Source organism: Mesorhizobium loti, from assembly GCF_003148495.1.
Lineage (GTDB): Bacteria > Pseudomonadota > Alphaproteobacteria > Rhizobiales > Rhizobiaceae > Mesorhizobium > Mesorhizobium loti.
This window is the reverse complement of record NZ_QGGH01000001.1, coordinates 516,347-542,987: the sequence shown is the minus strand read 5'-3', so window position 1 is coordinate 542,987 and position 26,641 is coordinate 516,347. Positions and strand designations below refer to the sequence as shown.

The following is a 26,641-nucleotide window of genomic DNA, read 5'->3' as shown; positions in this document are numbered from 1 at the left end:
CTTCATTAGTTAAAATGCGAATAAAACTTTATGGGCTTGTTCGCATAACAACGCCGCGAGTATACGGCCTGCGCGATCGACCGAAGGACCTAGCCAGACAGGATGGGCCCAGACGATGTGCTGCTACCAGTCTGACAGTCGTCACATGGTAACGATAGAATCCGCCTCGTGCGGGTTTTCATGTTCCGCCAAGGCATGACAGTCCTAAAATAAGAGTAACTTATTGATTTTACTATGGAAATGGCGGAGAGAGCGACAGCCATATTGCTGTCTCATGTCGTCTCAATCAATGAAAATCATAAGGCAATATCAATGCTTTAATCTAAAATGGCTGTCTCGCGCCGTTGCACTCCGCATCATCCAATGCCATTATTTTTGGCGGGTAAGATGATGGGATAGAGAAATGCCGAAGATCGCGAAGGAACTTTCAGCACTAGCCGTCAAGAACTTGAAACACCCCGGATCGACCACACCGGGCAACGCTGTGTTTGCTGTCGGCGGTGTTGCCGGGCTCATGCTCCAAATCACGCCGGGCAGCGGCCGGTCATGGCTATTGCGCACAACAAACGTCAATGGCCGGCGTTGCGAAATGGGTCTTGGCGGGCATGACGTATCATTGGGCGAAGCCCGCGAGCGGGCGAGGGCGACCAAAGACAAAATCCGCAACGGCATCAATCCGCTTCAAGAGAAGCGCGAGCGTCGCAAAGCCGCGATCGAAGCCGCAAAGCGCCATCTCACATTCCGCGATGCCGTTGACAAATTCCTTGTCGACACGCTGGCGGAATTCAGGAACGAAAAGCATCGGAAGCAATGGCAATCCACGCTGGACAAGTATGCAATGCCCGTCATCGGCAATCTTGCCGTTTCCGAAGTCACCAAACATCACATGGTCGAAATCCTTAAGCCGATCTGGACGACCAAGACGGAGACGGCCACGCGTTTGCGGCAACGTTGCGAACGCGTGCTTGATTGGGCAAAGGCACACGGACACCGCGAGGGCGACAATCCGGCACAGTGGAAGGGCAATCTCAATGCCATGTTGTCCAAGCCAAGCAAGGTTGCGACAGTCGATAATCAGCCCGCCGTTCAGTTGAAAGACGCGCCCACGTGGTTCGCAGCATTGCGCCAACGCGAAGGCACGGGTGCACGGGCATTGGAATTCGCGACACTGACCGCTGCGCGATCAGGTGAAGTGCGCGGTTTGGAATGGTCGGAAATCGATTGGAACGACAAATTGTGGACAGTGCCGGCGTCGCGAATGAAAATGAAGCGCCCGCACGTTGTGGCGCTATCCGATGCGGCAATGACAATCCTAACTGCCATGAAAGAGGCCGCGACCGCCGACACAAAATATGTGTTTCCGGCGATCCGCGGCGGCATGCTCTCCGACATGACGTTGAGTGCGACCATGAGACGGATGCACGAAAACGAGATCGAGGCGGGCCGCACGGGCTGGCTCGACAAGAACTCGAAGCGTCCAGCCGTGCCCCATGGGCTGCGGTCAACGTTTTCGGATTGGGCAGGGGAGTTGTCAGATTATCCAAGAGACATGCGGGAATTTGCGCTCGCCCATGCCATCAACAGCGACGTTGAGGCCGCATATCGGCGTGAAACCATGATTGAGAAGCGCCGCGCCATGATGAGCGATTGGACCGCATTTTTGCAGGGCGGGAAAACGCCAAGCTCTATGACGTGAGCTTTGGCAACGCGGTTCGCAAAGCCGTAATCGGCGACGCAGCCGAATTGGTTGATTTGCTGCATTCGGATAGCAAACGTGCGCTGTTAGGCGATCTAGTTGAAGAACTCGCGTCACGTCCACAGGTCAAGAACGTACTCCTACGTACTTTCGGAACGCCGTGACAAGCGCACACCGACACCACCGCCATTTTCAGGGATGAACTCGATGCCGGCATTCTCAAGCGTTTTTTGGAGGAGGTATCGCGTTCCAGTTTGAGGAACAGAACGGTCGTTCTCGAAATTGCGAATGGTAACAGCACTCGCGCCGGAGCGGGCGGCGAGATCCTCTTGCGTCCATTTCAACAGCGCTCGTGCGGCGCGACATTGAGAAGAATCCATTCCGCAAACTGGTGATAACTCCCGAAAATCGCAAGCCTTTTCGGAAAACGTTGACATCTTCTTTCTAAAAACCAATAATCCTTTCGTTTTTAGAAAGCGGCCGCACCGAATGCGCGAACACTCGACGCGGCCTCACCACAACCCAGCTGTTAGGAGCTCGGATCATGGCTGATTCCGACAATAGCATGAGTGCGTTTTTCGTCACCCGGCGGCGCTTGCTGGCGGGCACGGCCACGGCCGCGGCGGCATGGCCCTTCCATGGAAAGTCTCGGGCCGCCGAACTGACGGACGGTAGCAGCGCGGCCGATCCTGCTCTTCGTCTGTGTGGGAACTGGCAAAAGATCCACGATGAGACACTGTCGTTGTGCCGCGAACAGCAGCGGTTGGAGACACACCTCGCCAGGACGATCGGCTTTCCCTGCGCCAAGGTGCGGCTTGCCGATGGTAGGGACGTGACGCTCCATTCCATCGAGAGCCTGAACGTTGCCTACTCTCCTGGGAACGAAGTCGAATGGGGCAGGGCGCTTGCGGATTTCGCGGCACACCAGGCGCGCTGGGACGCTGCTGATGCTGAGATCGGCTATACGAGAGCAGACGAACTTATCCGGCAATCGGAAACAGCCGAGAGCGCGCTTCTGGATGATCTACCGCAGACAGCGGCCACGTCCATAGAAGGCATTTTGGCCAAGCTCAAGGTCATCCTGCGTGACGGTGAGCACTGGGAACATCCAGACGATTTCCCCTGGCCGCATATCCGATCTGTGCTGGATGACCTCGCCCGCCACCATAAATATCGATCCGGCGATGATCTCGATCGATCGGGCAATCGTTAGCCGACGGACCTTATAGGCGGTGAGGATGCAGCCTGCTTCGAAGAAAGCCGGATCGGAGGCAGCCCGTCACGGCCGCTTCGCTCCAAAGTTGCCCTGCTTGAGCAAGCCATCTTGATGAGCGCGAGGCCGACCATCGTTTCTGGTTTGCCGTTTTCGCTCGCCTCGGCGGCGCTCCTGACGGACATGGCAGTAACCCTGCCGCCGTGACCGCTGCGTCTCGATGAGGGCCAGGTTTCCGCGCAGTGTGCATCACCCTCATCCAAACTTGTCATCCTCGTCTTGCGGACGCCACGAAACAGGATTGGTGATCCAGCGACTGATGTCGGATTCATGCCAGCCTGCACCGTGGATACTGATCTGGATCTGGCGTGGGAACGTGCCGTCGGCGATCTTGCGATAGATGGTGGACCGGGACAGACCTGTCCGGGAGACGACGGTTTTCAAGCGGATGATACGGTCTGGTTCGCGCATGGACGCACTGCCTCCTGCTGGTTGTTTTTGACTGCTCCTAATCAAGAGAGGGCAGACATTTGCGAGCGCGCAAGAGGGTTTTCCGCGTCATCGTACCCCGGCATAGAGACGGCGGCAGATAGGACTGTCTAGAGTCCAATGCCCCGGCCCCGCCCGAGGTCGATGCCGTGGGTGAATGCGAGTTCCGCACCAAGGCGCCGACCAGAGTCGACGCTGATGCCAAGGTCGTGCTTGCGGTTCGCGAGGATGGATTCAAGCTGCGGATCGCGCTCGAGGCTTTTGGCCATGTCACCCATCGCCGATCGCGTGGCCTTGTAGCCGGACATGTCACCCGCCTGATACTGGTGCTGGCTGGTCCGGTCGAGTTTGTGCCAACGCTCCACGAAATGGTCTGCGCGGCGGCCCGGATCGTTGTCCAGTCCGGTGCGGATTTCAGTTTCAAGCTGGAGGGCGCGGATGGCGCGGTTGATCCGTCCGCCGGCGGCCTCGGCGACAAGTTCCGGGCTTTTGACATAAGCCGCCTCGGCATCGCGCCAGCCATGGGGCCGCACCTCGTCGAAGGCTTTTCGGGCGTCAGCCAATTCGCGCAACCGCATCGGGCTGGCCTTGTTTCCTGCGCCCTCGTCGCTGAATATCGCGTCCATGGCGCGGGCATGACGCACGAGCGCATCGGTTCGGGCTTTCCGCAACGCCGCTTGCCCGTCCTCGGCGATCTCTCTGGCGGGCGCTGCGGGTTCGAGGCGCACTTCCTCTCTTTCCGGCCTGCGCATGGCGTCGAAGTCGGGCGCGCCATCTGCCGAAGGGCGCCGGCCGTCGAACATGTTGCGTAGCCTTTCAGGCACGACCTTGCGCACGATCTCTGCGACACGCTCGCGGAAGGTGATGCCGCGCCGCTCGGCATAGCTCCGCGCCGGGTCGATCCGCTCGTAATCCGACGCCATGTCCTTGGCGCGCTCCCGTGACAGCGTACGGACCAGCCGCTCCCGCGTACTGAAGTCGTCGCCGCCATAATGCAGATCCATCCCGTCTCGATGCCGCGACAGTGCGACGTAACTGCCATGCGCATCCATGCCCGGCGTGGCGAGCACATGGGCCCGGTCGACGGTCATGCCCTGCGCCTTGTGGATGGTCGCGGCATAGCCGTGGTCGATGTGCGCGAAGTCTTTCAGGTCGAAGCGAACCGACCTCCCATCGTCGACGCGAACCATCATGCTTTGTGTGCTGACTTCCTCCACGATGCCGAGCGTGCCGTTCTTGACGCCAAGCCCGCGCTCGTTGCGCAGGAACATGACCCGGTCGCCGCTGGCGAAGGCCCTTGCACCGCGTTCGACGTTCACATGAACCTCGTCGCCGAGATCGCCGGCAATGCGCATGCGCTCGCGCGCCGCCTGGTTGAGTACGCTCACTTCGTCGTTTGTGTGGGTGAGGATGATCCGGCTTGCCTCTGGATGCGCCTGCCTGTCGCGATCCCAGCGCTCGACGAGTTCACCTCGCGCTTCGTCGCGCGTTGCGGCGTGATGCACCATGCCTTCGGCCTCGTAGGCGCTGATCGCAGCGGCGATCCTGCCGGTTGCCAGATCGCGCGTGGCATCGCGTTGCCAGTTCTGGCGCTGCCGACGCACCTGGCCGATTTCGACGCCGCCATGACGCTCGTGAATGGAGCGGAATGCAGCGCCGGCCTCGATTGCCTGCAACTGCTGCGGATCGCCAACCAGCACGACTTTTGCGCCAGCGTCCGCCGCATGGGAGAGCACGCGCTCCAACTGGCGCGTGCCGACCATGCCGGCCTCATCGATCACCAGGACATCGCGCGCGGTGAGCAGATCCCTGCCCTGTCCCCAGCTATGCTCCATACTGGCGATGGTGCGTGACGGGATGCCTGATCCGCCTTCCAGATTCTCGGCGGCAATGCCCGAGAGTGCTGCACCTCGAACCTCGTAGCCCGCCGCTGCCCACGCCTGGCGCGCAACGCCCAGCATGGCGCTCTTACCCGTTCCGGCAAAGCCGACCACGACACCAAGACCACGACCGTCGGTGATGTGCGCAAGCGCATCGGTCTGCTCGCCTGACAGGATAAGCCCGCGTTGCGCAGCCCGCGCCAGTGCTGCCTCGCGATGTGCGTTGCTCACCGCATGACGCTCGTCCAAATCGATACGCTGCGCAGCGCGGTGAAGGCGCTGTTCAGTGTCGATCATCTGCCGGGTGGTGAAGCGATCTTCGCCGCGTCCGTCCTTGCCGAGTTCGACCAGATCAGGCGCGTTGCTGATGGCGGCCACCACCTCGTTGAACTGCTCCATTCCGTCGCTGTGGCGATGCGAGAACTTCGCAATGTCCTTTCGGGTGAAGGTCGATTGCTGATGGGTGATGGCATCCAGCGCCAGAGATGGATCGGCAATGATGCGCGCGCCATTGTTGCGTGATATCTCGCGATGCAGTTCGGCGCGATCGGCTTCACTGTCGCCAGCAGCAAGGCCACTGCCCTCAATGCGTTGAGCCGGTGCACCAATCTGGGTTTGCGCCTCCAGGGCGATGCCCTGCGCTTCCAGACTGCGATGATCGATGCGCGCGTCGATGTCGAGTTCGGCCAGACGCTCATTGGCCAGCTCCGCCCATCGCTCGCGCCAGCGCTCAACCATCTGGGTAGCATTCCAGTCTCGAACCTTGGCGCCAAAGCCACTCTCGCCCACGGACCGCATGGTGAGCATGACATGAGCATGCGGCTTGGGGCTGCCATCCTCGGCCCTGTCCCAATGCACATTGAGATCGGCGACCATACCCTTGCCGACAAACTCGACTTGTACAAAGTCCCGCGCCAGTTCGATGCCTTGCGCCTGGGACAATTCACTCGGGAGCGCAAACTCGACTTCGCGGGCAAGCTGGGCATCCTTGCGTACCTCGAACGCCTCGATATCGTTCCACAGCCTCTCGCGGTCCCGCCAGGCCTCCGGCGCATGCTCCGGCAACATCACCTCGGAATGGACGACGCCGCGCTTGGCGGAGAAGTCATGAGTGCGTTCGATCCGTTCGTCGCGTAGTCGCGAAGCCGAACGGTAGGCCGCAGAAGCCAACGCGCTGCTGCCAGCCTTGCGGCCAATGACCTTGACGTGAAGATGAAAGATCGCCATCGCGACGGGATCATTTGCACGTCAAAGCGTACGTCGGCACGACGTATAAGCGCGCCCTCCCTCGAAAAATTCTCGGGATGGACCAGCCCGTCCCGGGCTGTCTCGGCAACCCTGAAGCCTTCCGGCAGGTGCTCGCCTATCATCCAGAGATCGACAACCGAAGGAGATAGCCATGCGCAAACCACGGGACTTCGACGCAGAACTTCACGCCCTGGAAGACAAAGCGCGAGAACTCAAAACGCGAAAGGTGCAGCAACTTGGCGAGCTGGTGATCGCCACCGGCGCCGATCAGCTCAGCAGTGACGAACTGGCCGGTGCATTGGTGGCAATCGCCGAAACGGTCGACACTGCAAAGCGCGAGGCTTGGGCCAAGCGTGGGGTGACGTTTTTCGAAAGCAGGTCCCGGCGAACTGCTTCGGCATCTCAGCGCAACCCACGCGGCGCTTCGGCGCAACCGGGCGGCCCACAATCGCCGGCAAGCGGCAATGGCTCGCAATGACATGAGGACCTGGCAGGTCGAGCGTCGCAAGCGCACACGGCAGCTCATCGAACTTGGCGGTCTCGTCCTCAAGGCAGGCATTGTCGAGCTCACCAATGACGATCGCGCTACCATCTACGGCGCGCTCCTTTGGATCGCCGCCAAGCTGCAGAGCGATGAAGCCGAACGTCCGCGAGACCTATGGGCCTCGAAGGGCAGGCATGCGTTCGATGCTGAACGGCGTGAAGAGCGGATGGGCCGGCGAACCTAGCCACAGTTGGCGCGAACAGCGGCTGGCGCGAGCCCGAACAGCAGACTTCCGCCGGTGCGCCAGCGCCGACTCCGCAGTCAAGCGCATGCGCAGGAAGCTTTCGCGATCTTCGTCGCTACCAGCGACAATCTTATGTCGCGCGAGCCTTGATTCAGATGATGAAGGCGCAAGGCTTGAATAGGCAAAGCCGTCAAAGCAGGCGTTACCCGATGAGCAAATTTCAAATGCCAGATCGTGTTCCCCTCGAAACCTCCCACGCCCGCGCATGCGATCATGCGCACTGCGTGTTGATACTCTATAGCCAGGCCAGCGGCATTGCTCTGCACAGCCGGAACTGGCGAAAAAGCGACGGAACGCTCCTCGCTTTAAATGAGATCGGCAAGGGCAATCCAGCCGATGGTACGACAGACGCGAAACTTACTCTTGTCATGTTGCGCAAGAGAGGTGGATTCTACGAAGAAACGTACTATTTGCGTCGTGGGCAGGGCAGAAAAATCAAACGTCGCTCAATTCATCCGATACAAAAAAGGGAAATCATATGACCACTGCTCTCGAGCAAGGCAACAAACTAGATACCGTGTCGATAACGGCTGACATTGTCGCGGCCTATGTATCGAACAATCCAGTACCGGTTGGCGAGTTGCCGAAACTGATCGGCGACATCCATGCCGCCCTGAATGGCATCGGCACGCCGGCGGTAGAACCTGTCGTAAAACAGGAGCCGGCAGTTTCGATCAAGAAATCGGTGACGCCCGACTTCATCATCTGTCTGGAAGACGGAAAGAAATTCAAATCGCTCAAGCGGCATCTCCAGCATTTTGGTCTGACCCCCGACCAATATCGGCAGAAGTGGAACCTGCCGTCCGACTATCCGATGGTCGCGCCGAACTACGCGGCCACCCGGTCGGCCCTGGCGAAATCAATTGGGCTCGGGCGCAAAGCGCCAGCGCCCACATCCGCCGCGGCAGAAAAACGGAAACCGGTCGCGCGTTCGGCGGCAGCGAGAACAACTGCGGCTGCAATCAAGTCGCCGGTGAAGAAGGTGCGCAAGACGACTGCCAAGGCTTGACCTGGGACATCTGACGAGAGGTGGGCGCCGGGAGCTGAATATAACGAAGCCCCGTGTTTGCGGTCGGGCTTCGTGCTTGTTGGATTACTCTGCGGTGCGGCGTGACCAGATGAGCGAGAAGTCGCCCTCGGTGTCGGTCTCGACCAGACTCGCATAAGTCGGAACGGGACAGCTGGAATCATCGAGCTTGACGGAATGGTAGTCGCGGTCCTCGCGCAAGCTCGTCTTCCATGCCGCGCCGCGAACTCGGTGGCACCAGCAAGCCGCATTGGGCCGGCCGCTACCGGCACAGTGAAGCCAGAACCTGGCAATCAGACGGCGTGCTACGCTCTTCCTCTTCTGTGGCTGACGGCCGTGGGTGCCTGCAGCACTTATTCGCAAGCGTGGGTCGCGCATTGAGCGAGTTGAAGGGGTGCCGCGGTACTTATGGAATCCGAGGGCGTCTATTGCATGCCGCACAAGTGAGTGCGCCGGGAGGGGAGGCGAGCGAAGGCCCGTCTCACCTGAGACGCCGGTAAGCCATGCTGTTGGAACAATGAGAGTGTTATTCTATAATGACCAAAAAAGATTTGCAAAATGAGCCATTATTGCAGTCATATAATCAAGAAATACTAACATCTACTGCTGAAAGTCGCGTAATCTATCTTATGGAACTTTGATTTGTTGCAATGAAAACAACGGCATAGTGTACGACGGTTCAGAATCTTTCCGACGCCAGATGGGCGACCTGCGCACCAATTTCGTAGTAGATTTCCCTGGAACGACGAAACCAAGGTTCCTGAAGCTCGGTGAGCGGCAGCAACATATCGGCTTCGGCCTTTTCGCCGAGGATGAGGTACGCCAATTCGCGGCCGAATACCGTGCCGGGCGAGATGCCGCGGCCGTTGTAGCCGGAGAAGCCGACGACATTCCTCCCGAACTTGTGGAGCCGCGGCAACGCATCCGCAGTCATGCCGATCTGCCCATACCACTCATGCTCGAACTCGACTGCGCCCAGCTGCGGATAGAGCTTCGCCAGTGCCCGCCGGGCCCAGGCTTTGTGGATCGCCGTGCCGGTGTTGCGCAACGCACCGACACTGCCGAAGACCAGCCGTCCCGACCTGTCCAGTCTGAAGGAAGACAGGATTGTCCTGGTGTCCCAAGCGCCCTCGCGCCCGGGCAAGATGGTTTGCAACAGATCGACGCCGAGCGGCTGCGTTGCCAGATTGAAGTATGGCAGATGCACCTGTTCGGACCGGACGCTCTGCCACGGTCCCGTGCTGTACGCATCGGTGGCAACCACGACCCACTCGGCGTCGACCGTGCCGCCCGTTGTGCTGACCACCCAGCGATCGCCCTTCTTATCGGCCGCAACAACCGGGCTGGACGTATAAATAGTCACCCCGGCAGCCAGGCAAGCCTGCGCGAGACCACGAGCATAGGCAAGCGGCTGCAGCGTGCCGGCGCGCTCGTCGAGCAAGGCGCCGCAATAGGCCGGCGTACCCAGCCTTGCTTTCGTTTGCTCGGCATCGAGGACACGCACCGGCGCGCCGCGCCTTTGCCATTGCGCCGCGCGCTCTTTGATCTCCTTCAGCCCTGCCGGGCCGACGGCGCAGTGAAGGGTGCCGTTTCTTTCCAGTTCGCAGTTGATGCGATGCCTGTCGATGATATCCATCACCAGTACCGGGCCGTCGCCGAGCAACCCCAGCAAGCGCTCGCCATGGACAGAGCCGAGCGCGGCGATCATGTCGTCGGGCATCAGCCACAAGCCGGCGTTGATCAGCCCGACATTGCGGCCCGCGCCGCCAAAGCCGATCTCACGGCTCTCCAGCAAGACCACCCTCCGGCCAGCCTCGGCCAGATGAAGGGCGCAGGACATGCCCGTATAACCGCAGCCGACGACAACCACATCGGCCGATACTACTGCGTCCAATGAGGCCGTAGCCGGCGGTTCGGGCGCGGTCGCTTGCCATAGACCGTGTGAGCGGGGATCATTCAGCATCGGTCGCTGTCGCTCCCAAGCCGTGAACAGGCCGCGGCGATGCGCAGGATCGCTTCCGTCAACTCTGTTTCGGATGTCGCATAGGAAATACGAAAGAAGGGCGAAAGGCCGAAAGCCGCGCCCGGGACAACCGCGACGTGGGCTTCCTGAAGCAGATAATCGGAGAAGTCGGTGTCGGTTTCGATCGGCTTGCCGGCGGGCGTTGTCTTGCCGACCAGACCAGCGCAACCTGCGAAGGTGTAGAAGGCCCCTTCCGGCACGCGACAGTCGATACCATCGATGGCGTTCAACCCGGCAACGACGAGATCGCGACGGCGCCGAAAGCTCTCGGTCCGTTCCTTCAGGAAGTGCTGAGGACCGGACAGCGCCTCGACCGCTGCGGCCTGGCTGACCGATGACGGGCAAGACGTCGACTGGCTCTGCGCCACCGCCATTGCCTTGATCAATTCGCGCGATCCGCCAGCGTAGCCGATCCGCCAGCCGGTCATGGCGTAGGCCTTCGAAACGCCGTTGACGGTGAGCGTCCGTCCCTTCAGGCGTGGCTCCAACGCAGCCGGCGTGACGAAACGGAAATCGTCATAGACAATGTGCTCGTACATGTCGTCGACCAGCAAGCGGACATGCGGATGCCTCAGGAGGACTTCGATCAGCGGCTGATAATCGGTCGTGCTATAGGCAGCACCGGACGGGTTTGAGGGGGAGTTGAGGATCAGCCATTTCGTCTTCGGCGTGATCGCTGCCTCGAGCTGGCTCGCCGTCAGCTTGAAACCGGCTTGCGCGCTGCACGGGATACAGAGCGGCTTGCCTTCGGCAATGGTGACGATATCCGAATAGGACGTCCATGCCGGCGTTGGAATGATAACCTCGTCGCCGGCATTCAGCGTCGCCATCATGGCATTGAACAGGACCTGTTTGGCGCCGGTCGCGACGGTGATCTCGTCGGCGGCGTAGTCGAGGCCGTTCTCCCGGCGGAACTTTTCGCGGATCGCCTGCTTGAGATCTGGCGTGCCGTCCAGCGCGGTGTATTTGGTGTCGCCGCGTTGGATGGCTTTCCAGGCTGCCTGTTTCACGGTGTCGGGCGTGTCGAAATCCGGCTCGCCCGCCCCCAGGATGATGACCGGCGCCCCGTCGCGCTTCATCGCCTGCGCGCGGGCGCCGATCTTCAGGATCTGCGAAACCCCGATCGCCGATATGCGCGACGCCGGCACGAAGCCGGCCTCTTCGATACTTGTGGTGACGGTCATGGCCCGATCCTCAGTCGATGTCGAAGGAGACGCCCTGGGCGAGCGGCAGCGCCTTAGAATAGTTCACCGTGTTGGTGGCGCGGCGCATGTAGGCCTTCCACGCATCGGAGCCGCTCTCGCGGCCGCCGCCGGTTTCCTTTTCGCCACCGAACGCACCACCGATCTCGGCGCCCGACGTGCCGATGTTGACGTTGGCGATGCCGCAATCCGAACCGTCGACGCCGAGGAAACGCTCGGATTCCTGCAGGTCGCGGGTGAAGATCGACGACGACAGGCCGGCGCCAACCGCATTGTGCTCGTCGAGCACGGCGTCGAAGTCAGAATATTTCATCACATACAGGATCGGCGCGAAGGTCTCTTCCGTCACCGGCGCAACCTGCTTCGGCATTTCGACCAGCGCCGGGTGCACGTAATAAGCGTCGGGATGGCCGTTCTCGACCCGCGTGCCGCCGGTCACCTTGCCGCCATGGGCGCTGGCTTCCTTCAGTGCCTTCTGCATGGCGTCGAACGCCGCCTTGTCGATCAGCGGACCGACCAGCGAGGACGTCTCCAGCGGATTGCCAACCGAGACGCTTTCGTAGGCCTTCTTCAGCCGCGGCAACAGCGCGTCATAGACGCTGTCATGCACGAACAGGCGCCGCAGCGTCGTGCAGCGCTGGCCGGCCGTGCCCATGGCGCCGAAGGCGATGGCGCGCAGCGCCATGTCGAGATCGGCGGTGGGGCACACGATGCCGGCATTGTTGCCGCCGAGTTCCAGCACCGCGCGGGCAAAGCGCTTGGCGAGCCTCGGGCCGACCTCGCGGCCCATGCGCGTCGAGCCGGTCGCCGAGACCAGCGCCACCTTGGGATGGTCGACCAGCACCTCGCCGGCGACGCGGTCGCCGATCAGCACCGGCGCCAGGCCTTGCGGCGCATCATTGCCGAAACGCTTCACCGCGCGCTTGAAGATCGCCTCGCAGGCAAGTGCAGTCAGCGGCGTCTTCTCCGACGGCTTCCACACCAAAGCGTCACCGCAGACCAGCGCCAGTGCGGCGTTCCACGACCACACCGCGACCGGGAAGTTGAAGGCGGAAATAACGCCGACCACGCCGAGCGGATGCCAGGTCTCCATCATGCGGTGTCCGGGGCGCTCGGTGGCGATGGTAAGACCATACAATTGCCGGGACAGACCGACGGCGAAATCGCAGATGTCGATCATCTCCTGCACTTCGCCCAATCCCTCTGACGGGATCTTGCCGACCTCGATCGATACCAGCCGGCCAAGCTCGGCCTTGTGCGCCCGCAATTCCTCGCCGAGCAGGCGAACCAGCTCGCCGCGCCGGGGACCCGGCACCATCCGCCAGGCCTGGAACGCCGTGTGCGCGGTATCGATGGTCTTTGCCGCGTCGGCCGGCGAGATCGTCTTCAGCGCCGCGATCTGCTCGCCCGTCACCGGGCTGCGCACGATGAGGTCGCCCCCGACAAGCGCCTCCTTGGCGACACCCAGTTTCGCCAGAAGTTCGGTCGTTTCCTTGGCTATATCGATCGATTTGACTGCAATGTTCATCCGGCAAACTCCTGTTTTTGACTTATCCGAAACACACCGAACCAAGGCGCCCTGGCGACGTCAGTTGCTTCAGGCCAGCGGCAAGGTCCTTGTGCTTTTTCTGCGTATAGAGATCGTAATAGGCTTGGTTCTTGCGGCCGACGCCGTGCTCGGCGCTGAAGCTGCCGCCGAAACGATCGACCGCGATCGAATAGACCCAATCACGCAATCGCCGTTCGAAGGCGATATCGACTGGACCAGCCCGCGCCTCGTCGACGACCAGATTGAAATGCACGCCGCCGTCGCCGATATGGCCGAAGTCGAAGATTGCGACATCGGGAAAATGGCTGGGCAGTTCGAGCTTCATCCAGTCGCAGAACGCCAGTACGTCGGCCCTGCGGAACGACAGATCGAAAGCGACCAGTCGGCCGGCATGTTTGACGCCTTCCGACAGGGCGTGACGCAGCGCCCACATCTCGCGGGCGGGACCGACAAAGGCGTTGGCGAGCGGCGCGTCCTCCGCTCCCCAGACTTCGGCCAGCACCGTTTCCAGGACTGCATCGAGCGGCTGCTCGTCATCACGCGGAAGCCAACTGCGGGAAACTTCAGCCAGAATGACATAGTTGGGAACGTCGCCATTCTGGAATGGATTGCGCAGCGACGGAACATGGGCAAGCGTTGCGGTAATCGCATTCCCCGACATGCCTTCGAAAGCCGACAGATATGATCCGAGACGCTCTTCCATCGCCCGCAGCAGGGGCATGACGGCAGTGCCGGTTCGCGGCACCAGATAGGCCGTCGAGACCTGCCTCGGCAGACGCTCCAGATTGAGCACGCATTCGGTGACAATGCCGAACGCGCCGGATGTCCCGATGAAAAGCTGCTTCCAGTCGACGCCCGTATTGTTCTTGCGCAGCCCCGACAGCAGGTCGACCACGGTACCAGCCTCGTCTGCCAGGACGACCTTCAAGCCCAGTGTATTGCTGCGCACGTCGCCATATTTCAGAAACCGCGAGCCGCCGGTGTTGGTTGCCAGCATGCCACCCACCCGCGGATCGGCGCTGAGGTCGATCGGGAAGAAAAGGCCGCCGGGCTCGAGCCGTCCGTTGATGTCCGACAGTCTGGTTCCAGCGTCGACGTGGATCGAGCGGTTGTCGATATCGAGATCGAAAATCGGTGTCATCCGGTCGAGACTGAGCACGACCTGCGCTCCACTGGTATCCGGCGTCGAGCCGGAGACTAGGCCGGTGTTGCCCGACTGCGGGATGAGCTCGATATGCTCACGAACGCAGTAGGCGACGCAAGCAGATACCTCAGCCGTGCCGCGAGGGCGCAGCACCAATGCGGCGCTACCCCGGTCATAGCGCGCGCCATTCTCATAGGCGGCCAGGCTGGCGCAATCCTGAACAACCCCGTCCGCGCCGAGGATTTCGGCCAAAGCTGTCTTGTGGCGCTCGCCGATCATGCCGACTGTCTCTCCGCTGCCTGAACGCCGCGCAGAGCGCGTCGGCACTCGTCGATCGACGCCTGCTCGATCGCCGCATAGTGCTCGAATTCATCGAGGACGCCGGCGCCGAGAGCGGCTTCGAAGTGCTTCTGGTTGGGACTGGCGACGAAATCCTGGCCCGCTTCATCGCCCAGATTGGACTGGAAGATACCGGCCGCGCTGACGGGCAGGAAATCCTCGTAGACGATCGGGTCGAAACGGACGAAGCCATCCGCCACCAGCCGATCGACACCTTCCAAATGGACGCTGCCGGCCTGACGCCCTCGCTCGGTCAGCGAATAGGTGAAATAGCCAAGGCCAGCAGTGCGGATGCTGTCCCATGTGTCGGGAAACGACTGGAATGTCCGCGACAACGCCTCGACGTAATCAGTAGCATTTGACCCGTCGGCCGCCGGCCTGATGATTTTGCGCGTGGCATCCAGGAGGCTGTCGTAGAGCGCCCTGCCCTTGGGAGTGAGCGCCACGCCGCGCTGCTCGATCTCGCCGAAACGCGCCGTGTGCGAGCCAGCCGTCCAACCGCCGCTGCCTGACTTGAACGAGACCGGTTCGTCCAGCGCCTTGAACGATGTCTGCCTGAGCAGGATCGGGCACCGGCGAGTGGGCGGACCCTCGACGATCGCCTTGGGCTCGATGCCACGCGACGGCATGCCCGTCTGCACCGCGTCGATATCGAGCGTGCGCGGCGTCAGGTGGTTGATATGCGGGCCTTTGAAGGAAACCACGTCGGCGACCAGCCGATGCTGCTGGTGCAGCCTGTGGTACATCTCCATGCTGACGCAGGCCTGATCGTGCCAGCGGAATGTCTCGATGATTTCGGCGACAAACCGATCCGCATCGGCTTGATCCAGCCCGCCCTGCGTCTCGGCCTTTTCGGTGAGTTGGATGGCGCTGTCCGTGAAAATCCGTCGACCGGCAAGAATGGCCTCCGCTTCCGTCCGCAGAACCTCGTCGCCGATCAGGTCGATTCTGAGCAACGAGGTGAAGACGCGAAAAGGATTGCGGCTGAGCGCTTCGGCACCAACCGGACGAAACGCAGTCGCATGGACCGGCACGCCGGCCGTGCTGAGGTCGTAGTAGCCGACCGGATGCATGCCCATCACCGCGAACACGCGCCGCATCATCGAGAGTTCGGCCGGCGTTCCTAGGCGGATCGCCCCGTGCCGCTCTTGCGAGATGCGGTCAAGCGAATCCGTCGCCTCGAGCCGTTGGCGCAGCACTGGCGTGGCATCCAGCACTTCGGTATTCACCTCGGCGACCAGTTCCATCAGCGTGCCGTAGGCGGGAACCTCGGTCCGGTACATGGCTGACATCGCCGCAGAAAAAGCAGAACGAACGTCATCGGATGCAACGAAAGCAGCATTTTGCACGGCGCGGTCTCGCTTTTGAGAAAACATGAGATCATTCCGGAAAAGAGTGATATCGGATTTCATCCGGCACGGATCGCGACGATTTTAACTAGGTTGATGCGAGATACGCATGATATTGAGCAGAAAGTTGATGCCAGACCTGGTTGCAATCCAGGCCTTCGAATGTGCGGCAAGACACGCGAGCTTCACGCGCGCCGGCCGGGAACTCAACCTGACCCAGAGCGCCGTCAGCCGTCAGGTCAAGGATCTGGAAGCCTATCTCGGCGCGCTGCTGTTCGAGCGTATCCGGCAGCGCGTGGTGCTTTCCGAAGACGGGCGGCGCTTCCTGCCGGAGGCGCGGAAGCTGCTGCAGCAAGCCGAAGAGACGATGCTGCGCGCAATGTCGTCCGCCGATGCCAAATCGAGCCTGAGCATCGCAACCTTGCCGACATTCGGCAGCCGCTGGCTCAGTCCGCGCTTGCCTGATTTCCTGCGCCTCTACCCCGGTACGATCCTCGACGTCGGTTCCCGGTCGGCGCCGTTCGATTTCGACGAAGAGAATTTCGACCTAGCCATCCACTACGGCCGGCCTGTTTGGGCGCGCGGCGTATGCACCTATCTTTGCAGCGAATCGATCCTGCCGGTGGTAGGCGGTGCGCTGTTGACAACTTGCAAGGAGATCGCCGCCGCAGATCTGCTTACCAAGCCGTTGCTCCATCTCGCAACGCGTCCCAAACTTTGGGCTCTGTGGTTCGAGCAGGTGGGCGTGTCGGCCGAAATGGCCTACCGCGGACACCGCTTCGATCAATTTTCAATGATCATCGAGGCGACGGTTGCGGGCATGGGGTTTGCACTTCTTCCGCGCTACCTCATTGAGCAAGAGCTAAGATCAGGCGAGCTTCGTATTGTCCTCGATTTGGCGATGCAGACCGAGAACAGCTACTATGTCGTCATGCCGGAAGCGAAGAGTACAAATCCGCTAGGGCAAAATTTCACGGCGTGGCTGGTACGCCAGGTGGCAAATTCGAGCTAAACCCCTGCTGCCGACAGGCAAAACATCGGCCACCGCCCTCGATCTGCCGGCGGTCATATAGAACAGTCCATATTACGGCTTTGCCACGCGCGCCGATTTTGGCTTTGCCTCCTGGATAGAGAGCACGGAACAGTCGCTCGGCACATTGTGCGACGAGTTCAATGACCTCTACCTGCGCGGAACCTGACACGGCGCCAAGGATGTTAATACTAGAGACCCGTTCTCACCCGTGGCCGCTGCAACTCCGCCACGGTCATGACAAACCGGAGTTCCTGCTTGCCACTGTTCACGTAGGCGTGTTTGTCTTCTGTACGAGCCAGCACGGATGAACCCGCTGGAACGAGATGATCGCTGTCGCCCAATTTCAGGGTCAGTTCGCCAGCCTCCACATTCAGCAGTTCGAGTGTTCCCGGCGAATGCCCAGGGGATTCGAATGTCTCGCCGGGAAACAGTGTCCAGCGCCAGAGTTCGATCTCGTCGGGTCCTTGCGTTCCAACCAGGAGCGTGGCGCTGCCTCCCTTGGGACCGCGCCAAAGGGTGGAAGCGTCCTGCGGTGGAACGATACGTACCGGCACGCTGACGGCCACTCCGACGAAGTCGGCCACCGACACACCTAGCGCAGTTGCTGCACGGCAAAGCGTCGCGATGCTGGGATTAGCGGTCCCTTTTTCAATCTCGACAAGCATGCCTTTGCTAACACCGGATTTTTGGGACAGCTGATCGAGTGTCAGACCGTTTTGCCGCCTGAACGATTTGAGGTTTTGAGACACAGTGGCGCTGACACGCTCAACGTCAGCGACCGCTTCGGTCGATATATTGACTTTCTTACTCATAGTCGTTAGCATAGACTAAATTGGTCAATGGGAGCTAGAGGCCGTGTTGGATTTTCCAGTGGTCGACAAAGAAATTGCGGGCATCGCACCGGACTTCCGGGCGATCAGCATTCTTGTTGATGCCAACGGCACAAAGAAGGGACGAGTTGATCCCAACATCTTGTTGAGCGCTTGCGATTACGTGTGCTCTGGTGGTCCGGAGTGGAGGGATGCGCACCTGGCCAGCTGGGGTGACGTATACAGCCGGTTCGGAGCAAAGCCAAACCGGACGCCGTGCTCCGCGCAGGCATTGAAGAGACGTGTGGAGAAGGATGGCTGCATTCCATCGATCAACCCCGTCGTCGACCTTTACAACGCAGTGAGCCTGCGTTTCGCAGTACCGGTAGGGGGTGAAAACTTCGATGCGTATGTTGGAAGTCCGCGGCTGACGGTTGCCGACGGAACGGAGCCTTTCGACACTTTTGCGAATGGCGATGCGATCGTCGAAAGCCCATCCAAGGGGGAAGTCATCTGGCGCGACGACGTGGGCGCTACATGTCGGCGCTGGAATTGGCGGCAGGGCACGCGCACCCGCTTGGAAACCGTGGGCGGCCGGATGTGGTTCATTTTGGAAAGCTTGGCAACGATGCCGGAGGAAGCGCTCGAGGAGGCGGGCAAGATGCTCGTGAGCGGTCTAATCGAGCTGGCGCCAGGGTGTGAGGTCTATAAACAGAAAATCAGCCAGTGGACGTGACTTGCGATGTCTCGATGTCGCACAAGCGGCGGTTTGTGCGAACGGCTCCTTCCACTGACCAGCCGCGAAATGATTCCGCCGCCTGCGCAGGAGCGGGCGCCCTAGGATATGCTCCCGGTCTACGAGCCCCTCCTCCTGGTAACGGTGTTTTACATCGGCCTGACCTTTGTCATCACGCAGGTCTTCCAGAAGCTGGAAAACGCGGTGCCGGTTCGACGTTAGCCGCACTTGAGCAATCAACCCAAAAAGCAGAGGCCAACAATGTCGAGACCAGACAAACACGAACTGTCCACGCTCTCCTTCAATACGCTGTCGGTGCATGGCGGCAATGAGATCGACAAGACGTCCGGAGCGATCCGCACGCCGATCGTCATGGCCAATTCCTATCTCCTTCCTGAAGACCCTTCCACGATGGACTGGTCCGATACCGAGACACCGTCCTACACGCGCAATTCGGGCCACAATCAGATCTGCCTGCAGCGCAAGCTTGCCGCGCTGGAAGGCGGCCAGGATGCCGCCGTCTTCGCGACCGGCGTTGCCGCCCTACATGCCGTATTCTTCACTTTCCTGAAAAGCGGAGACCATGTGATCGTCGGCGACGTCACCTACGAGGCGGTTTGGCGGCTCTTTTCCGAACTCCTGCCGCAGCGCTACAAGATTGAAGCCACCTTCGTCGACATGGACGACATGGAGGCCGTCAGAGCCGCCGTGCGGCCGAACACCAAACTGATCCACACCGAAACGATTGCAAACCCGACTACAAAGGTTGCCGATATCGCAACGCTGGTGTCGGTCGCCAAGCAAGCTGGCACGCTGTTGTCGGTCGACTCGACCTTCACCCCTCCCCCCTTCTTCCGGCCGCTAACCTTGGGCGCAGACCTCGTTATCCATTCGCTGACCAAGTACATCAACGGCCATGGCGACGCGATGGGCGGCGTGGTGATCGGCTCCAAGGAGCTCGTCCATCACATCAAGGCAGACGCGCTTGTCGACCTTGGCGGGACGATATCGCCATTCAACGCCTGGCTGATCGTGCGCGGCTCGGTCACGCTACCCCTGCGCCTGAAGCAGCAGTACGCATCGGCCGAGGCCGTCGCCCACTATCTGTCGACAGACAAGCGCGTCGCCTACGTCACCTATCCCGGGCTCGAGAACCATGACCAGCACGCGCTGGGGAAAAGCCAGTTCGCCGGCAAGGGCTACGGCGCGGTCATGGCTTTCGCGGTCGAAGGCGATCCCGACACGCAGAACCGGTTCGTTGCCAATCTGAAGGTAATCACTTCCGCCGTTTCGCTTGGTCACGACGAAACCCTGATCGTGCATGTCGGCGGCAGCGGCCGTGGCGGATCCGATCGTTACCCGGCGAGCTTCCAGAAGTATGGGCATCTGCGTCTTTCGATCGGCCTCGAGGACACCGAGGATCTGATCGCCGACATCAGACACGCGCTTGATGAGACGTTCGGCGCATCCTGAGAGTCATCGAAGCTCTGGATCGTCTCAGGTGAATTGCCCCTCGCGGGCAATTCACATCGCTTCTCTTCAACGCGCCCCGCGCGGCGGATCAGCAGTCCGCCAGGAGGATACCATGCACTGGATAATTCTGTTCGGCGCCGGCCTGCTTGAGATCGTCTGGGCGTATTTTATGAAGAGGTCGGACGGAGATCCCAAAACGTTCGCACTGCCGATCGATGTGGCCGCTCACTCAAAGATCGAGCCTGAGCACACCTTTCGCGCGAGACACGCACGGGATAAACCGGCTGTCCCGGGCCTGCCTAGTCAGGACAGCATCGCGGTGGATCGGCTGGCCTTCCAGCATTCCGCATTCACAGGTTCCGCAAACGCCGTTCTCGCACGAAGCCATGAGCAGCACGCCCGCCCCTCGCAGTGCTGCGAGCGCGGTCGTATCGGCTGCGACGGGGACCGATGTCCCATCGCGCAGTGTGATCGTGAAAGGTTCGGGTGGTGCAGCATCGTGCTCGGGCGGCTGAAAAGCCTCGAAATGCACCGTGCCTGCCGGCCAGTGGGCGCTTGCCCGGTCGACGGCAGCCCTGAAACCAGGTGGCCCGCAATAGTAGAGCTGTGGGTCGGACGAACGCGTCGACAGCAAGGTTTGAAGATCCTGCCGGGTTTCGGGCTCATCGTCGAAATGCAGCCGCACATTGGCTGGGTCGAGGGCGCTTTGAATTTCCGACAAGAGCGGCGTAAGCGCTCTGGCACGCGTGAAGTAGTGCAGTTCGTACCGTCTGCCCCGCCTCTCCAGCGCCCGCGCCATTGCCAGGATCGGCGTGATCCCGATACCTCCCGCCAAAAGCAGGGCCGGCCCACCACTTTTGCCGAGGGGGAAATGATTGCGCGGAGCGGAGACCGGCAGTGTGAATCCAGGGCAAACAGTCTGGTGGATCCAGCTCGATCCGCCGCGGCCTGTCTGCTCGAACTTCACCGCAATCGTGTAGCGGCTCAAATCGCCCGGGTCGCCGCAAAGCGAATACTGGCGCACCTTCCCGTCGGCCAAATGGACATCCACATGGGAACCAGGTTCGAACGGCGGCAGCAACGGTTTGCGCGGGTGCTTCAAATCGATGACGAGGACGTCGCCGGGCTCCTTGCGGATGGCGGTTACGGTCAACTTCATGATGATACGGGGCGCGGCCATGCAGGTTCACTCATACATTGGAAGGATCGGATCGCCGGGGCGGATCACGCCGCCGATCTCGATTGCACAATTCAGACCGGAACGGTTCAACAGACCCTCGTAGAGGCCGGGAATGCCAAGCAGCTCTTCGATGTACTTGCAGGGGAAGTTCATCCGCGCGGCCCGCAGCACGGTCTCGCCAACGCGGAAACGCTTGCCTACGAGGTGGCCGAGCGGCACGCCCCGGGTGGTCAAGTTTCGTCGATGGTCTTCCGGCTCGAGCCTCGCTTTGAAGCCCGGGATCTTTGGCTCACCTGCGGCGATCGCGTCCAGGACTTCGACCTCGATCAGCGTCACCTCGCGAACGTCCAATTTCGGGGAGTAAGTTCCCGTTCCCAGAAAATATCGATCTCCCACGATGCCGCGACCAGGAACAAGCTGTGCCTGGGTCAATTCCTCCATCTCGTAGGAGGCCGCCGGCGCGACGTGGATGTGGAGCAGCGTTCCATTCCACGTCATGCTTCGCCCTCCAAGACCGCCATCGCGGCGCCCAGCTTCCGGCCGGATGCGAGGATCTGATCGAGATGTGCGTTTGCCATGTTTGCTTCCACGCTCCAGGGATAGCGTTGCCGGCATCACGCTGTGCCCGGACACTGGCCCGACAGACAGAGCCAGTTTTGCCGAGTCTTGCTAATCCAGTGGACGATACCGTGTTGGGTTCGGCGGCAGCGCCGGTCAGGCGCTGTCGCTGTCATCCCTGCCGAGCTTGTTGCTCAACTGAGCGGGCAAGCCCTTGCTTACCCGTTGGACAACGCCGGCGAGCAGCCGGACACCGTTCTCGATCTGCCGGATGGTCAAGGCGGAATAGCCCATCACCAGTCCGATACGGTCGCAGCGGCGTTCGTCGGTTTCGTGAGCATAGAGCGGCGATATCGGATGGACGCCCACGCCGGCCCGTCGCGCCTCGTCAACAAAAACGTCTTCCAATGACCGAGTGAGATCCTTGAACCAGACGACGACATGCAGCCCGGCGTCGGCACCCTCGATCACGATGCGGTCGGCGAAGGCGCGCCGAAGGGCGGCAAGCAAGGTTCCTCTTCGCTCGCCGTTGAGACGGCGGACACGGCGCACGTGGCTTTCATATCCGCCGCTCTCAATGAGCGAGGCCAGCGCCTCCTGCTCCGCAACCGGGCAATGCCTGTCAAGAAGCTGCTTGGCCGTCGCAAAGACGCCTTGCAATTCCGGCGGAACCACGAGGTAGCCGATGCGAAGCATCGGCGACAGCGTCTTGGAGATCGTGCCGAGATAGATGACGGAACTCCGGTCTTCCAGCTTGTGCAGAGGGGGAACCGGACGAATGTCGTAGCGGTACTCGCCATCGTAGTCGTCTTCGATCACGTAGGCGTCGCTGCGCCGGGACCATTCGAGGAGCTGATACCGCCGCGAGATCGGCAACACACCGCCCAGTGGGAACTGATGCGACGGTGTCACATAGGCCAGCCGCGCCGTGATCCCTTCAAGAAGCTCCGTCTTCATGCCGTCGCTATCGACGGCGACAGAGACAGGTGTCGCCCCTGTGCTGGCAAACACCTGGCGCGCCATTCTGTAGCACGGGTCCTCGATGACGAAGTTGTCTGAAGGATCAAGCAGCAAGCGGGCGCACATATCGAGACCCTGCTGCGATCCGCTTACGACGAGGATCTGCTCGACCTCGCAGCTTAGCGTTCGAGCCCGCCACAAATATCCCTGCAGAGCCTGGCGCAAGCGAGGCGACCCGCGTGGATCGTCATAGGCCAGCCTTCCTGGCCGTTGTGACATTGCCGCGTTCATTGCGCGCTTCCAAGTCAGCGCCGGGAAATCAGATGGCGCAAGGTCGCCATAACGGAAATCGACCTTCAACCGGTTGGGCAGATAATCGGGCCATGGCGGGCTGCCACGCAGTCGCTCGCCGTAGCTGGAAAGATGGACCGGGCCAGTCCGTTTTGGGGCCGCGCTGCTGGCCTCGCGAGGAACCAGGGAAGCAGCAACGCGAGGCCGTGCGCCTTGGTTGACCTCAATGAAGCCTTCCGCGGCCAGCTGCTCGTAGGCGACGGTGACGGTCGTTCGCGAAACGCCGAGGTCATTTGCGAGGCCGCGAGACGACGGCAGCTGACTGCCGGTTTCATAGACACCGCTCAAGATCTGCTCGCGAAGCGCTTCGTAGATCTGGCGCGCGCCCAGACCCGGCGCGTGACCCGTCGACACGGCACTGGAAGACTGGACCATTTGTTTCATCGCCAACTGGACGTTACATCCAAGCCAGTTTGCCGGCAATCTTCTTAAGAACCAAAAGGATTTCAAAACATCGATGCCCCGCACCACAGACCAATCCGAAACCGGGGCACCGACGCCGTCCCCTCACGATGCCGATTTCGCATTCGCCACCCGGGCCATCCACCATGGCTATGATCCGGCGGGCTTTTCCAATGCCGTTCAGCCGCCGGTGTTTCTGACCTCGACCTATGGGTTCGAAAGTGTGGAAGCAAACGAGGCCGCGGCAGCGCTTGGCGGAAGGCTTTACGCACGCGAATACAACCCGACGACCGAAATCCTCGAAAAACGGCTCGCCAATCTCGAAGGAGCCGAAGCCGGGCTGGTCGTTGCTTCGGGGATGGCGGCTTTCGGCACGCTGATCCTGTCGCTGCTGTCGCAAGGCGACGAACTCATCGTCCACAAGACGCTTTATGCCAACACGCTCGCCATGGTCGAACAGGCGGTGCCGCGGTTTGGCATCAAGGTCGTTGCGGTCGATCTATCCGTACCAAGCAATCTCAAAGGCGCCATAACTGACAGGACCAGGCTTGTCTTCTTCGAGACGCCGGTCAACCCGCTGAGCCGCATCCTCGACATTGCGGCCATTGCCGAACACGCCCATGCGCGCGGCGTGAAGGTCGCGGTCGACAGCACCTTTGCCTCGCCCGCGCTACAGCGTCCTTTGGAACACGGGGCCGACATCGTGATCCACTCGCTGACCAAGTATATCAATGGCCACGGCGATGCTCTGGGCGGGGCGATCCTCGGTGATGCGAAAACACTTCACACCCTGCACGAAACGGGCTTGCGCTATATTACCGGTGCAGCGCTCTCGCCGATGTCAGCGTTCCTGATCTTGCGCGGGCTGAAAACGCTCACCCTGCGTATGGACCGTCACAGCGCCTCCGCCCTTGCGGTCGCGCAGGCACTCGAAGCGCATCCGGCCGTGGCCTGGGTAAGCTATCCATTTCTCGACTCTCATCCCGATCAGGTGATCGCGCGCAGACAGATGTCGCAGGGCTCGGGCATAATGGCTTTCGGCCTGCGCGCAGGCTATGAGGGCGCTCGCCAGATGATGAACCGGCTCAAGCTGATCACTCGTGCAGTCAGCCTCGGCGACGCCGACAGCCTCATCTATCATCCTGCGAGCCTGGCCCGCGCGCGCAAGGCAATCCGCAAGGATGCGCATCTGGCCGATGGTGTCGGCGAAGACCTGATGCGCCTGTCGGTGGGGCTCGAAGACGCCGCCGACCTGATTGCGGATCTGCGGCAGGGGCTGGACGCGGTCTGATGCCGAGCGCCGCAACCAATCAGACGATGGGAGCTTGAACATGGCCTTCTTGAGCGGCCTTTGCGCCTTCCCGATCACGCCTACCGACAGTGACGGGCGGGTCGATACCGCAGCGCTGCGCCAGCTGATTGCACGGCTTTGCACAGCAAAGGTGGATTCCATCGGGCTTCTTGGCAGCACCGGCACTTACATGTATCTGTCGCGACAGCAGCGACGCCGGACCCTTTCCGAGGCGCTGGACGAGACTGGCGGAGGTATCCCGGTCATCGTAGGGGTCGGCGCATTGCGCACCGACGAGGCGATAAAACACGCAAGAGACGCAAAGGCCCTCGGCGCGGCCGCAGGCTTGCTCGCAGCCGTCTCTTATGCCCCGCTCACCGATGACGAGGTGTTCGAGCATTTCTCGTCGGTCGCGCGCAGAAGCGGACTGCCGATCGTCATCTACGACAATCCTGGAACGACGCATTTTCGCTTTACACCCGCGCTCGTCGCACGTCTGGCGCAGGTGCCTGGGATCGTGGCCATCAAGAACCCGACCGACGGGGGCGATGCGATCCTGGGCCATCTGCAGGATCAGAGGCAAATCGTGCCAAAAGGATTCTCGATCGGTTACAGCGGCGACTGGAACGCCACACAAGCCATGATTGCCGGCGCCGACACCTGGTACAGTGTGCTGGGCGGCATCTTGCCCGAACCTTGCATGGGGATCGTCAGGGCCGCCCAACAGGGCGACCACGCGCAAGCGCGTCGCATCGACGCCACGCTGGTCCCGCTATGGGAACTCTTCAAGACGTATTCGAGCCTTCGTGTGGTCTATACGCTCGCTGAAGTCCTCGACATCTGCCGTGCCGCACCCCCGCTTCCGATCATGCCGCTTCCCATCGCGGCGAAGCACCAGGTCGCCGACGCACTGGCACGTCTGCGAACAGCTGCCGTGTCGTGAGCCGCGAACTTCGAGATCATTGAAAGAACCGACCATGTATGTCCCGCTGCACAACGAAGAGCCCAGCCGAGAGGTTCTTTTTGATCTGATCCAGAACACCGCACTTGGTGTGCTGATCACCCATGGACCAGGTGGACTCGACGCCAATCACATCCCCTTCGAGCTCGACAACTCGGCAGGAAAATTCGCCACGCTGCGATGTCACGTCGCGCGCAGCAATCCGGTCTGGCAGGACGTATCGAGCGGCGATGAGGTCCTCGTCGTGTTCCGGGCCGCCGACGCCTACATTTCTCCCCAGTGGTATCCCAGCAAGCACGAGTTCCATAAACAGGTCCCGACCTGGAACTACCTGGTCGCACATGCGCACGGACGGATCACCGTTCACGACGATGAGCGCTTTGTGCGTCGGAACGTGGCCAAACTGACCCATCGGCATGAGTCAATCCAGCCCGTCCCATGGAAGATGGGGGATGCGCCGAGAGACTTTATTGACACGCTGGTCAAGGAGATCGTGGGACTGGAGATCGAGATTACGCATCTGGTTGGCAAGGCCAAGTTGAGCCAGACCAAAGAGCCGCGCGATATTCGCAATGCTGGCGAAGTGCTCGTCGCACGGGGCGACACGGGCGTCGGTCAGGCGATGCTGGCAGCCGCTGCTCGCAAGTCCGAACAGGGTTGAAGTCCCCAGCCATCAGCTCCGAGGCCGGCTCCCCCGGCAGGGCAGGAGCTTGATCGCGATCTGACCGGTCTCAAGCCGGTCAAGCAGCGTATCCGCGAGACGGCGGCGCTCTTGCTGGTCGGGCGCGCGCGCAGCCGCCTGGGCCTGTCGACCCACACGCCGACGTTGCATATGAGCTTTACGGGCAATCCAGGCACCGGCAAGACGACGGTGGCGCTCAGGATGGCAAATCTGCTCCATCGGCTTGGGTACGTGCGCAAGGGCCATCTCGTCTCGGTA

The 26,641-nt window shown here is 61.1% G+C and carries 25 protein-coding genes and 1 pseudogene; 13 read left to right on the top strand and 13 right to left on the bottom strand.

Annotated elements, in window-relative coordinates; genetic code table 11:
- Window positions 1-403 precede the first annotated feature (403 nt).
- Window positions 404-1,696: a tyrosine-type recombinase/integrase gene (locus C8D77_RS02870; protein WP_109659126.1), complete on the top strand. Its 1,293-nt coding sequence runs from the start codon at window positions 404-406 to the stop codon at window positions 1,694-1,696.
- Window positions 1,697-1,836: 140 nt separating this feature from the next.
- Here C8D77_RS02870 and C8D77_RS02865 read toward each other — a convergent pair whose 3' ends face one another.
- The gene (locus C8D77_RS02865) at window positions 1,837-2,133 is read right to left on the bottom strand and encodes a helix-turn-helix domain-containing protein (protein ID WP_224689369.1); all 297 of its coding nucleotides are present in this window, start codon (window positions 2,131-2,133) and stop codon (window positions 1,837-1,839) included.
- A 107-nt stretch (window positions 2,134-2,240) separates the two neighbouring features.
- Between C8D77_RS02865 and C8D77_RS02860 the strand changes: the two genes are divergently transcribed.
- Window positions 2,241-2,909: a hypothetical protein gene (locus tag C8D77_RS02860; protein ID WP_109659124.1), complete on the top strand. Its 669-nt coding sequence runs from the start codon at window positions 2,241-2,243 to the stop codon at window positions 2,907-2,909.
- Between the two features lie 255 nt (window positions 2,910-3,164).
- Here the strand turns inward: C8D77_RS02860 and C8D77_RS02855 are convergent, their stop codons facing one another.
- On the bottom strand, window positions 3,165-3,380 hold the full coding sequence (locus C8D77_RS02855) for a helix-turn-helix transcriptional regulator (RefSeq protein ID WP_109659122.1): 216 nt from the start codon (window positions 3,378-3,380) through the stop codon (window positions 3,165-3,167).
- 128 nt (window positions 3,381-3,508) lie between these two features.
- Complete coding sequence (gene traA / locus C8D77_RS02850; protein WP_109659119.1) at window positions 3,509-6,505, bottom strand: Ti-type conjugative transfer relaxase TraA; 2,997 nt, start codon at window positions 6,503-6,505, stop codon at window positions 3,509-3,511.
- Window positions 6,506-6,677: 172 nt separating this feature from the next.
- Here traA and C8D77_RS02845 point away from each other — a divergent pair, with 172 nt between their 5' ends.
- From C8D77_RS02845 to C8D77_RS02830, 4 genes are all read left to right on the top strand, one after another.
- Complete coding sequence (locus tag C8D77_RS02845; protein WP_109659117.1) at window positions 6,678-7,004, top strand: conjugal transfer protein TraD; 327 nt, start codon at window positions 6,678-6,680, stop codon at window positions 7,002-7,004.
- Entirely contained in the window at window positions 6,991-7,254 is a 264-nt protein-coding gene (locus tag C8D77_RS02840) for a conjugal transfer protein TraD (RefSeq protein ID WP_245462920.1), read from the top strand. Before C8D77_RS02845 ends, C8D77_RS02840 begins: the two co-directional genes overlap by 14 nt.
- Window positions 7,255-7,463: 209 nt before the next feature.
- On the top strand, window positions 7,464-7,796 hold the full coding sequence (locus C8D77_RS02835; RefSeq protein WP_126070412.1) for a hypothetical protein: 333 nt from the start codon (window positions 7,464-7,466) through the stop codon (window positions 7,794-7,796).
- Window positions 7,793-8,323, top strand: coding sequence for a Ros/MucR family transcriptional regulator (locus tag C8D77_RS02830; RefSeq protein ID WP_109659109.1), 531 nt, complete (start codon window positions 7,793-7,795; stop codon window positions 8,321-8,323). Before C8D77_RS02835 ends, C8D77_RS02830 begins: the two co-directional genes overlap by 4 nt.
- Window positions 8,324-8,407: 84 nt before the next feature.
- On the opposite strand, the gene C8D77_RS02825 is transcribed toward C8D77_RS02830, so the two are convergent.
- From C8D77_RS02825 to hglS, 6 genes are all read right to left on the bottom strand, one after another.
- On the bottom strand, window positions 8,408-8,719 hold the full coding sequence (locus C8D77_RS02825) for a DUF736 family protein (RefSeq protein WP_109659107.1): 312 nt from the start codon (window positions 8,717-8,719) through the stop codon (window positions 8,408-8,410).
- A 301-nt stretch (window positions 8,720-9,020) separates the two neighbouring features.
- Window positions 9,021-10,304, bottom strand: coding sequence for an NAD(P)/FAD-dependent oxidoreductase (locus tag C8D77_RS02820; RefSeq protein WP_109659105.1), 1,284 nt, complete (start codon window positions 10,302-10,304; stop codon window positions 9,021-9,023).
- A complete protein-coding gene (locus tag C8D77_RS02815) occupies window positions 10,298-11,548 on the bottom strand; it encodes a pyridoxal phosphate-dependent aminotransferase (protein WP_109659103.1) in 1,251 nt (416 codons plus the stop codon). The genes C8D77_RS02820 and C8D77_RS02815 overlap by 7 nt, the downstream gene beginning before the upstream one ends.
- A gap of 10 nt (window positions 11,549-11,558) precedes the next feature.
- Window positions 11,559-13,094, bottom strand: coding sequence for an L-piperidine-6-carboxylate dehydrogenase (gene amaB / locus C8D77_RS02810; RefSeq protein WP_109659101.1), 1,536 nt, complete (start codon window positions 13,092-13,094; stop codon window positions 11,559-11,561).
- A 22-nt stretch (window positions 13,095-13,116) separates the two neighbouring features.
- Window positions 13,117-14,538, bottom strand: coding sequence for an FAD-binding oxidoreductase (locus C8D77_RS02805; RefSeq protein WP_109659099.1), 1,422 nt, complete (start codon window positions 14,536-14,538; stop codon window positions 13,117-13,119).
- Entirely contained in the window at window positions 14,535-15,947 is a 1,413-nt protein-coding gene (hglS, locus tag C8D77_RS02800; RefSeq protein WP_109661200.1) for a 2-oxoadipate dioxygenase/decarboxylase HglS, read from the bottom strand. The genes C8D77_RS02805 and hglS overlap by 4 nt, the downstream gene beginning before the upstream one ends.
- 109 nt (window positions 15,948-16,056) lie before the next feature.
- On the opposite strand from hglS, the gene C8D77_RS02795 reads away from it, so the two are divergent.
- Window positions 16,057-16,959, top strand: coding sequence for a LysR family transcriptional regulator (locus C8D77_RS02795; protein WP_109659097.1), 903 nt, complete (start codon window positions 16,057-16,059; stop codon window positions 16,957-16,959).
- 209 nt (window positions 16,960-17,168) lie between these two features.
- Here the strand turns inward: C8D77_RS02795 and C8D77_RS02790 are convergent, their stop codons facing one another.
- Entirely contained in the window at window positions 17,169-17,792 is a 624-nt protein-coding gene (locus C8D77_RS02790; RefSeq protein WP_109661197.1) for a helix-turn-helix domain-containing protein, read from the bottom strand.
- Between the two features lie 43 nt (window positions 17,793-17,835).
- Here C8D77_RS02790 and C8D77_RS02785 point away from each other — a divergent pair, with 43 nt between their 5' ends.
- Together C8D77_RS02785 and C8D77_RS02775 are read left to right on the top strand one after the other, a co-directional pair.
- Window positions 17,836-18,525 (top strand): B3/B4 domain-containing protein, encoded by a 690-nt coding sequence (locus C8D77_RS02785; RefSeq protein WP_172225072.1) that lies wholly within the window; start codon window positions 17,836-17,838, stop codon window positions 18,523-18,525.
- Window positions 18,526-18,786: 261 nt separating this feature from the next.
- Entirely contained in the window at window positions 18,787-19,998 is a 1,212-nt protein-coding gene (locus C8D77_RS02775) for a trans-sulfuration enzyme family protein (protein ID WP_109659095.1), read from the top strand.
- Window positions 19,999-20,227: 229 nt separating this feature from the next.
- Here the strand turns inward: C8D77_RS02775 and C8D77_RS02770 are convergent, their stop codons facing one another.
- The 3 genes from C8D77_RS02770 to pdxR form a co-directional block, all read right to left on the bottom strand.
- The gene (locus C8D77_RS02770) at window positions 20,228-21,178 is read right to left on the bottom strand and encodes a PDR/VanB family oxidoreductase (protein ID WP_109659093.1); all 951 of its coding nucleotides are present in this window, start codon (window positions 21,176-21,178) and stop codon (window positions 20,228-20,230) included.
- Window positions 21,179-21,184: 6 nt separating this feature from the next.
- The gene (locus C8D77_RS02765) at window positions 21,185-21,676 is read right to left on the bottom strand and encodes an MOSC domain-containing protein (protein WP_109659091.1); all 492 of its coding nucleotides are present in this window, start codon (window positions 21,674-21,676) and stop codon (window positions 21,185-21,187) included.
- Between the two features lie 216 nt (window positions 21,677-21,892).
- Entirely contained in the window at window positions 21,893-23,431 is a 1,539-nt protein-coding gene (gene pdxR / locus C8D77_RS02760; RefSeq protein ID WP_109661192.1) for a MocR-like pyridoxine biosynthesis transcription factor PdxR, read from the bottom strand.
- Between the two features lie 73 nt (window positions 23,432-23,504).
- On the opposite strand from pdxR, the gene C8D77_RS02755 reads away from it, so the two are divergent.
- From C8D77_RS02755 to C8D77_RS39055, 4 genes and pseudogenes are all read left to right on the top strand, one after another.
- On the top strand, window positions 23,505-24,740 hold the full coding sequence (locus tag C8D77_RS02755) for a trans-sulfuration enzyme family protein (protein WP_109659090.1): 1,236 nt from the start codon (window positions 23,505-23,507) through the stop codon (window positions 24,738-24,740).
- A 40-nt stretch (window positions 24,741-24,780) separates the two neighbouring features.
- On the top strand, window positions 24,781-25,683 hold the full coding sequence (locus C8D77_RS02750) for a dihydrodipicolinate synthase family protein (RefSeq protein WP_109659088.1): 903 nt from the start codon (window positions 24,781-24,783) through the stop codon (window positions 25,681-25,683).
- Window positions 25,684-25,717: 34 nt separating this feature from the next.
- Window positions 25,718-26,362 carry an FMN-binding negative transcriptional regulator gene (locus C8D77_RS02745; protein ID WP_109659086.1) on the top strand — a complete coding sequence of 215 codons (645 nt, stop codon included), beginning with the start codon at window positions 25,718-25,720 and terminating at the stop codon, window positions 26,360-26,362.
- A gap of 45 nt (window positions 26,363-26,407) precedes the next feature.
- Window positions 26,408-26,545: pseudogene (locus C8D77_RS39055) on the top strand (CbbX protein); the annotation flags it as partial.
- Window positions 26,546-26,641: the final 96 nt, after the last annotated feature.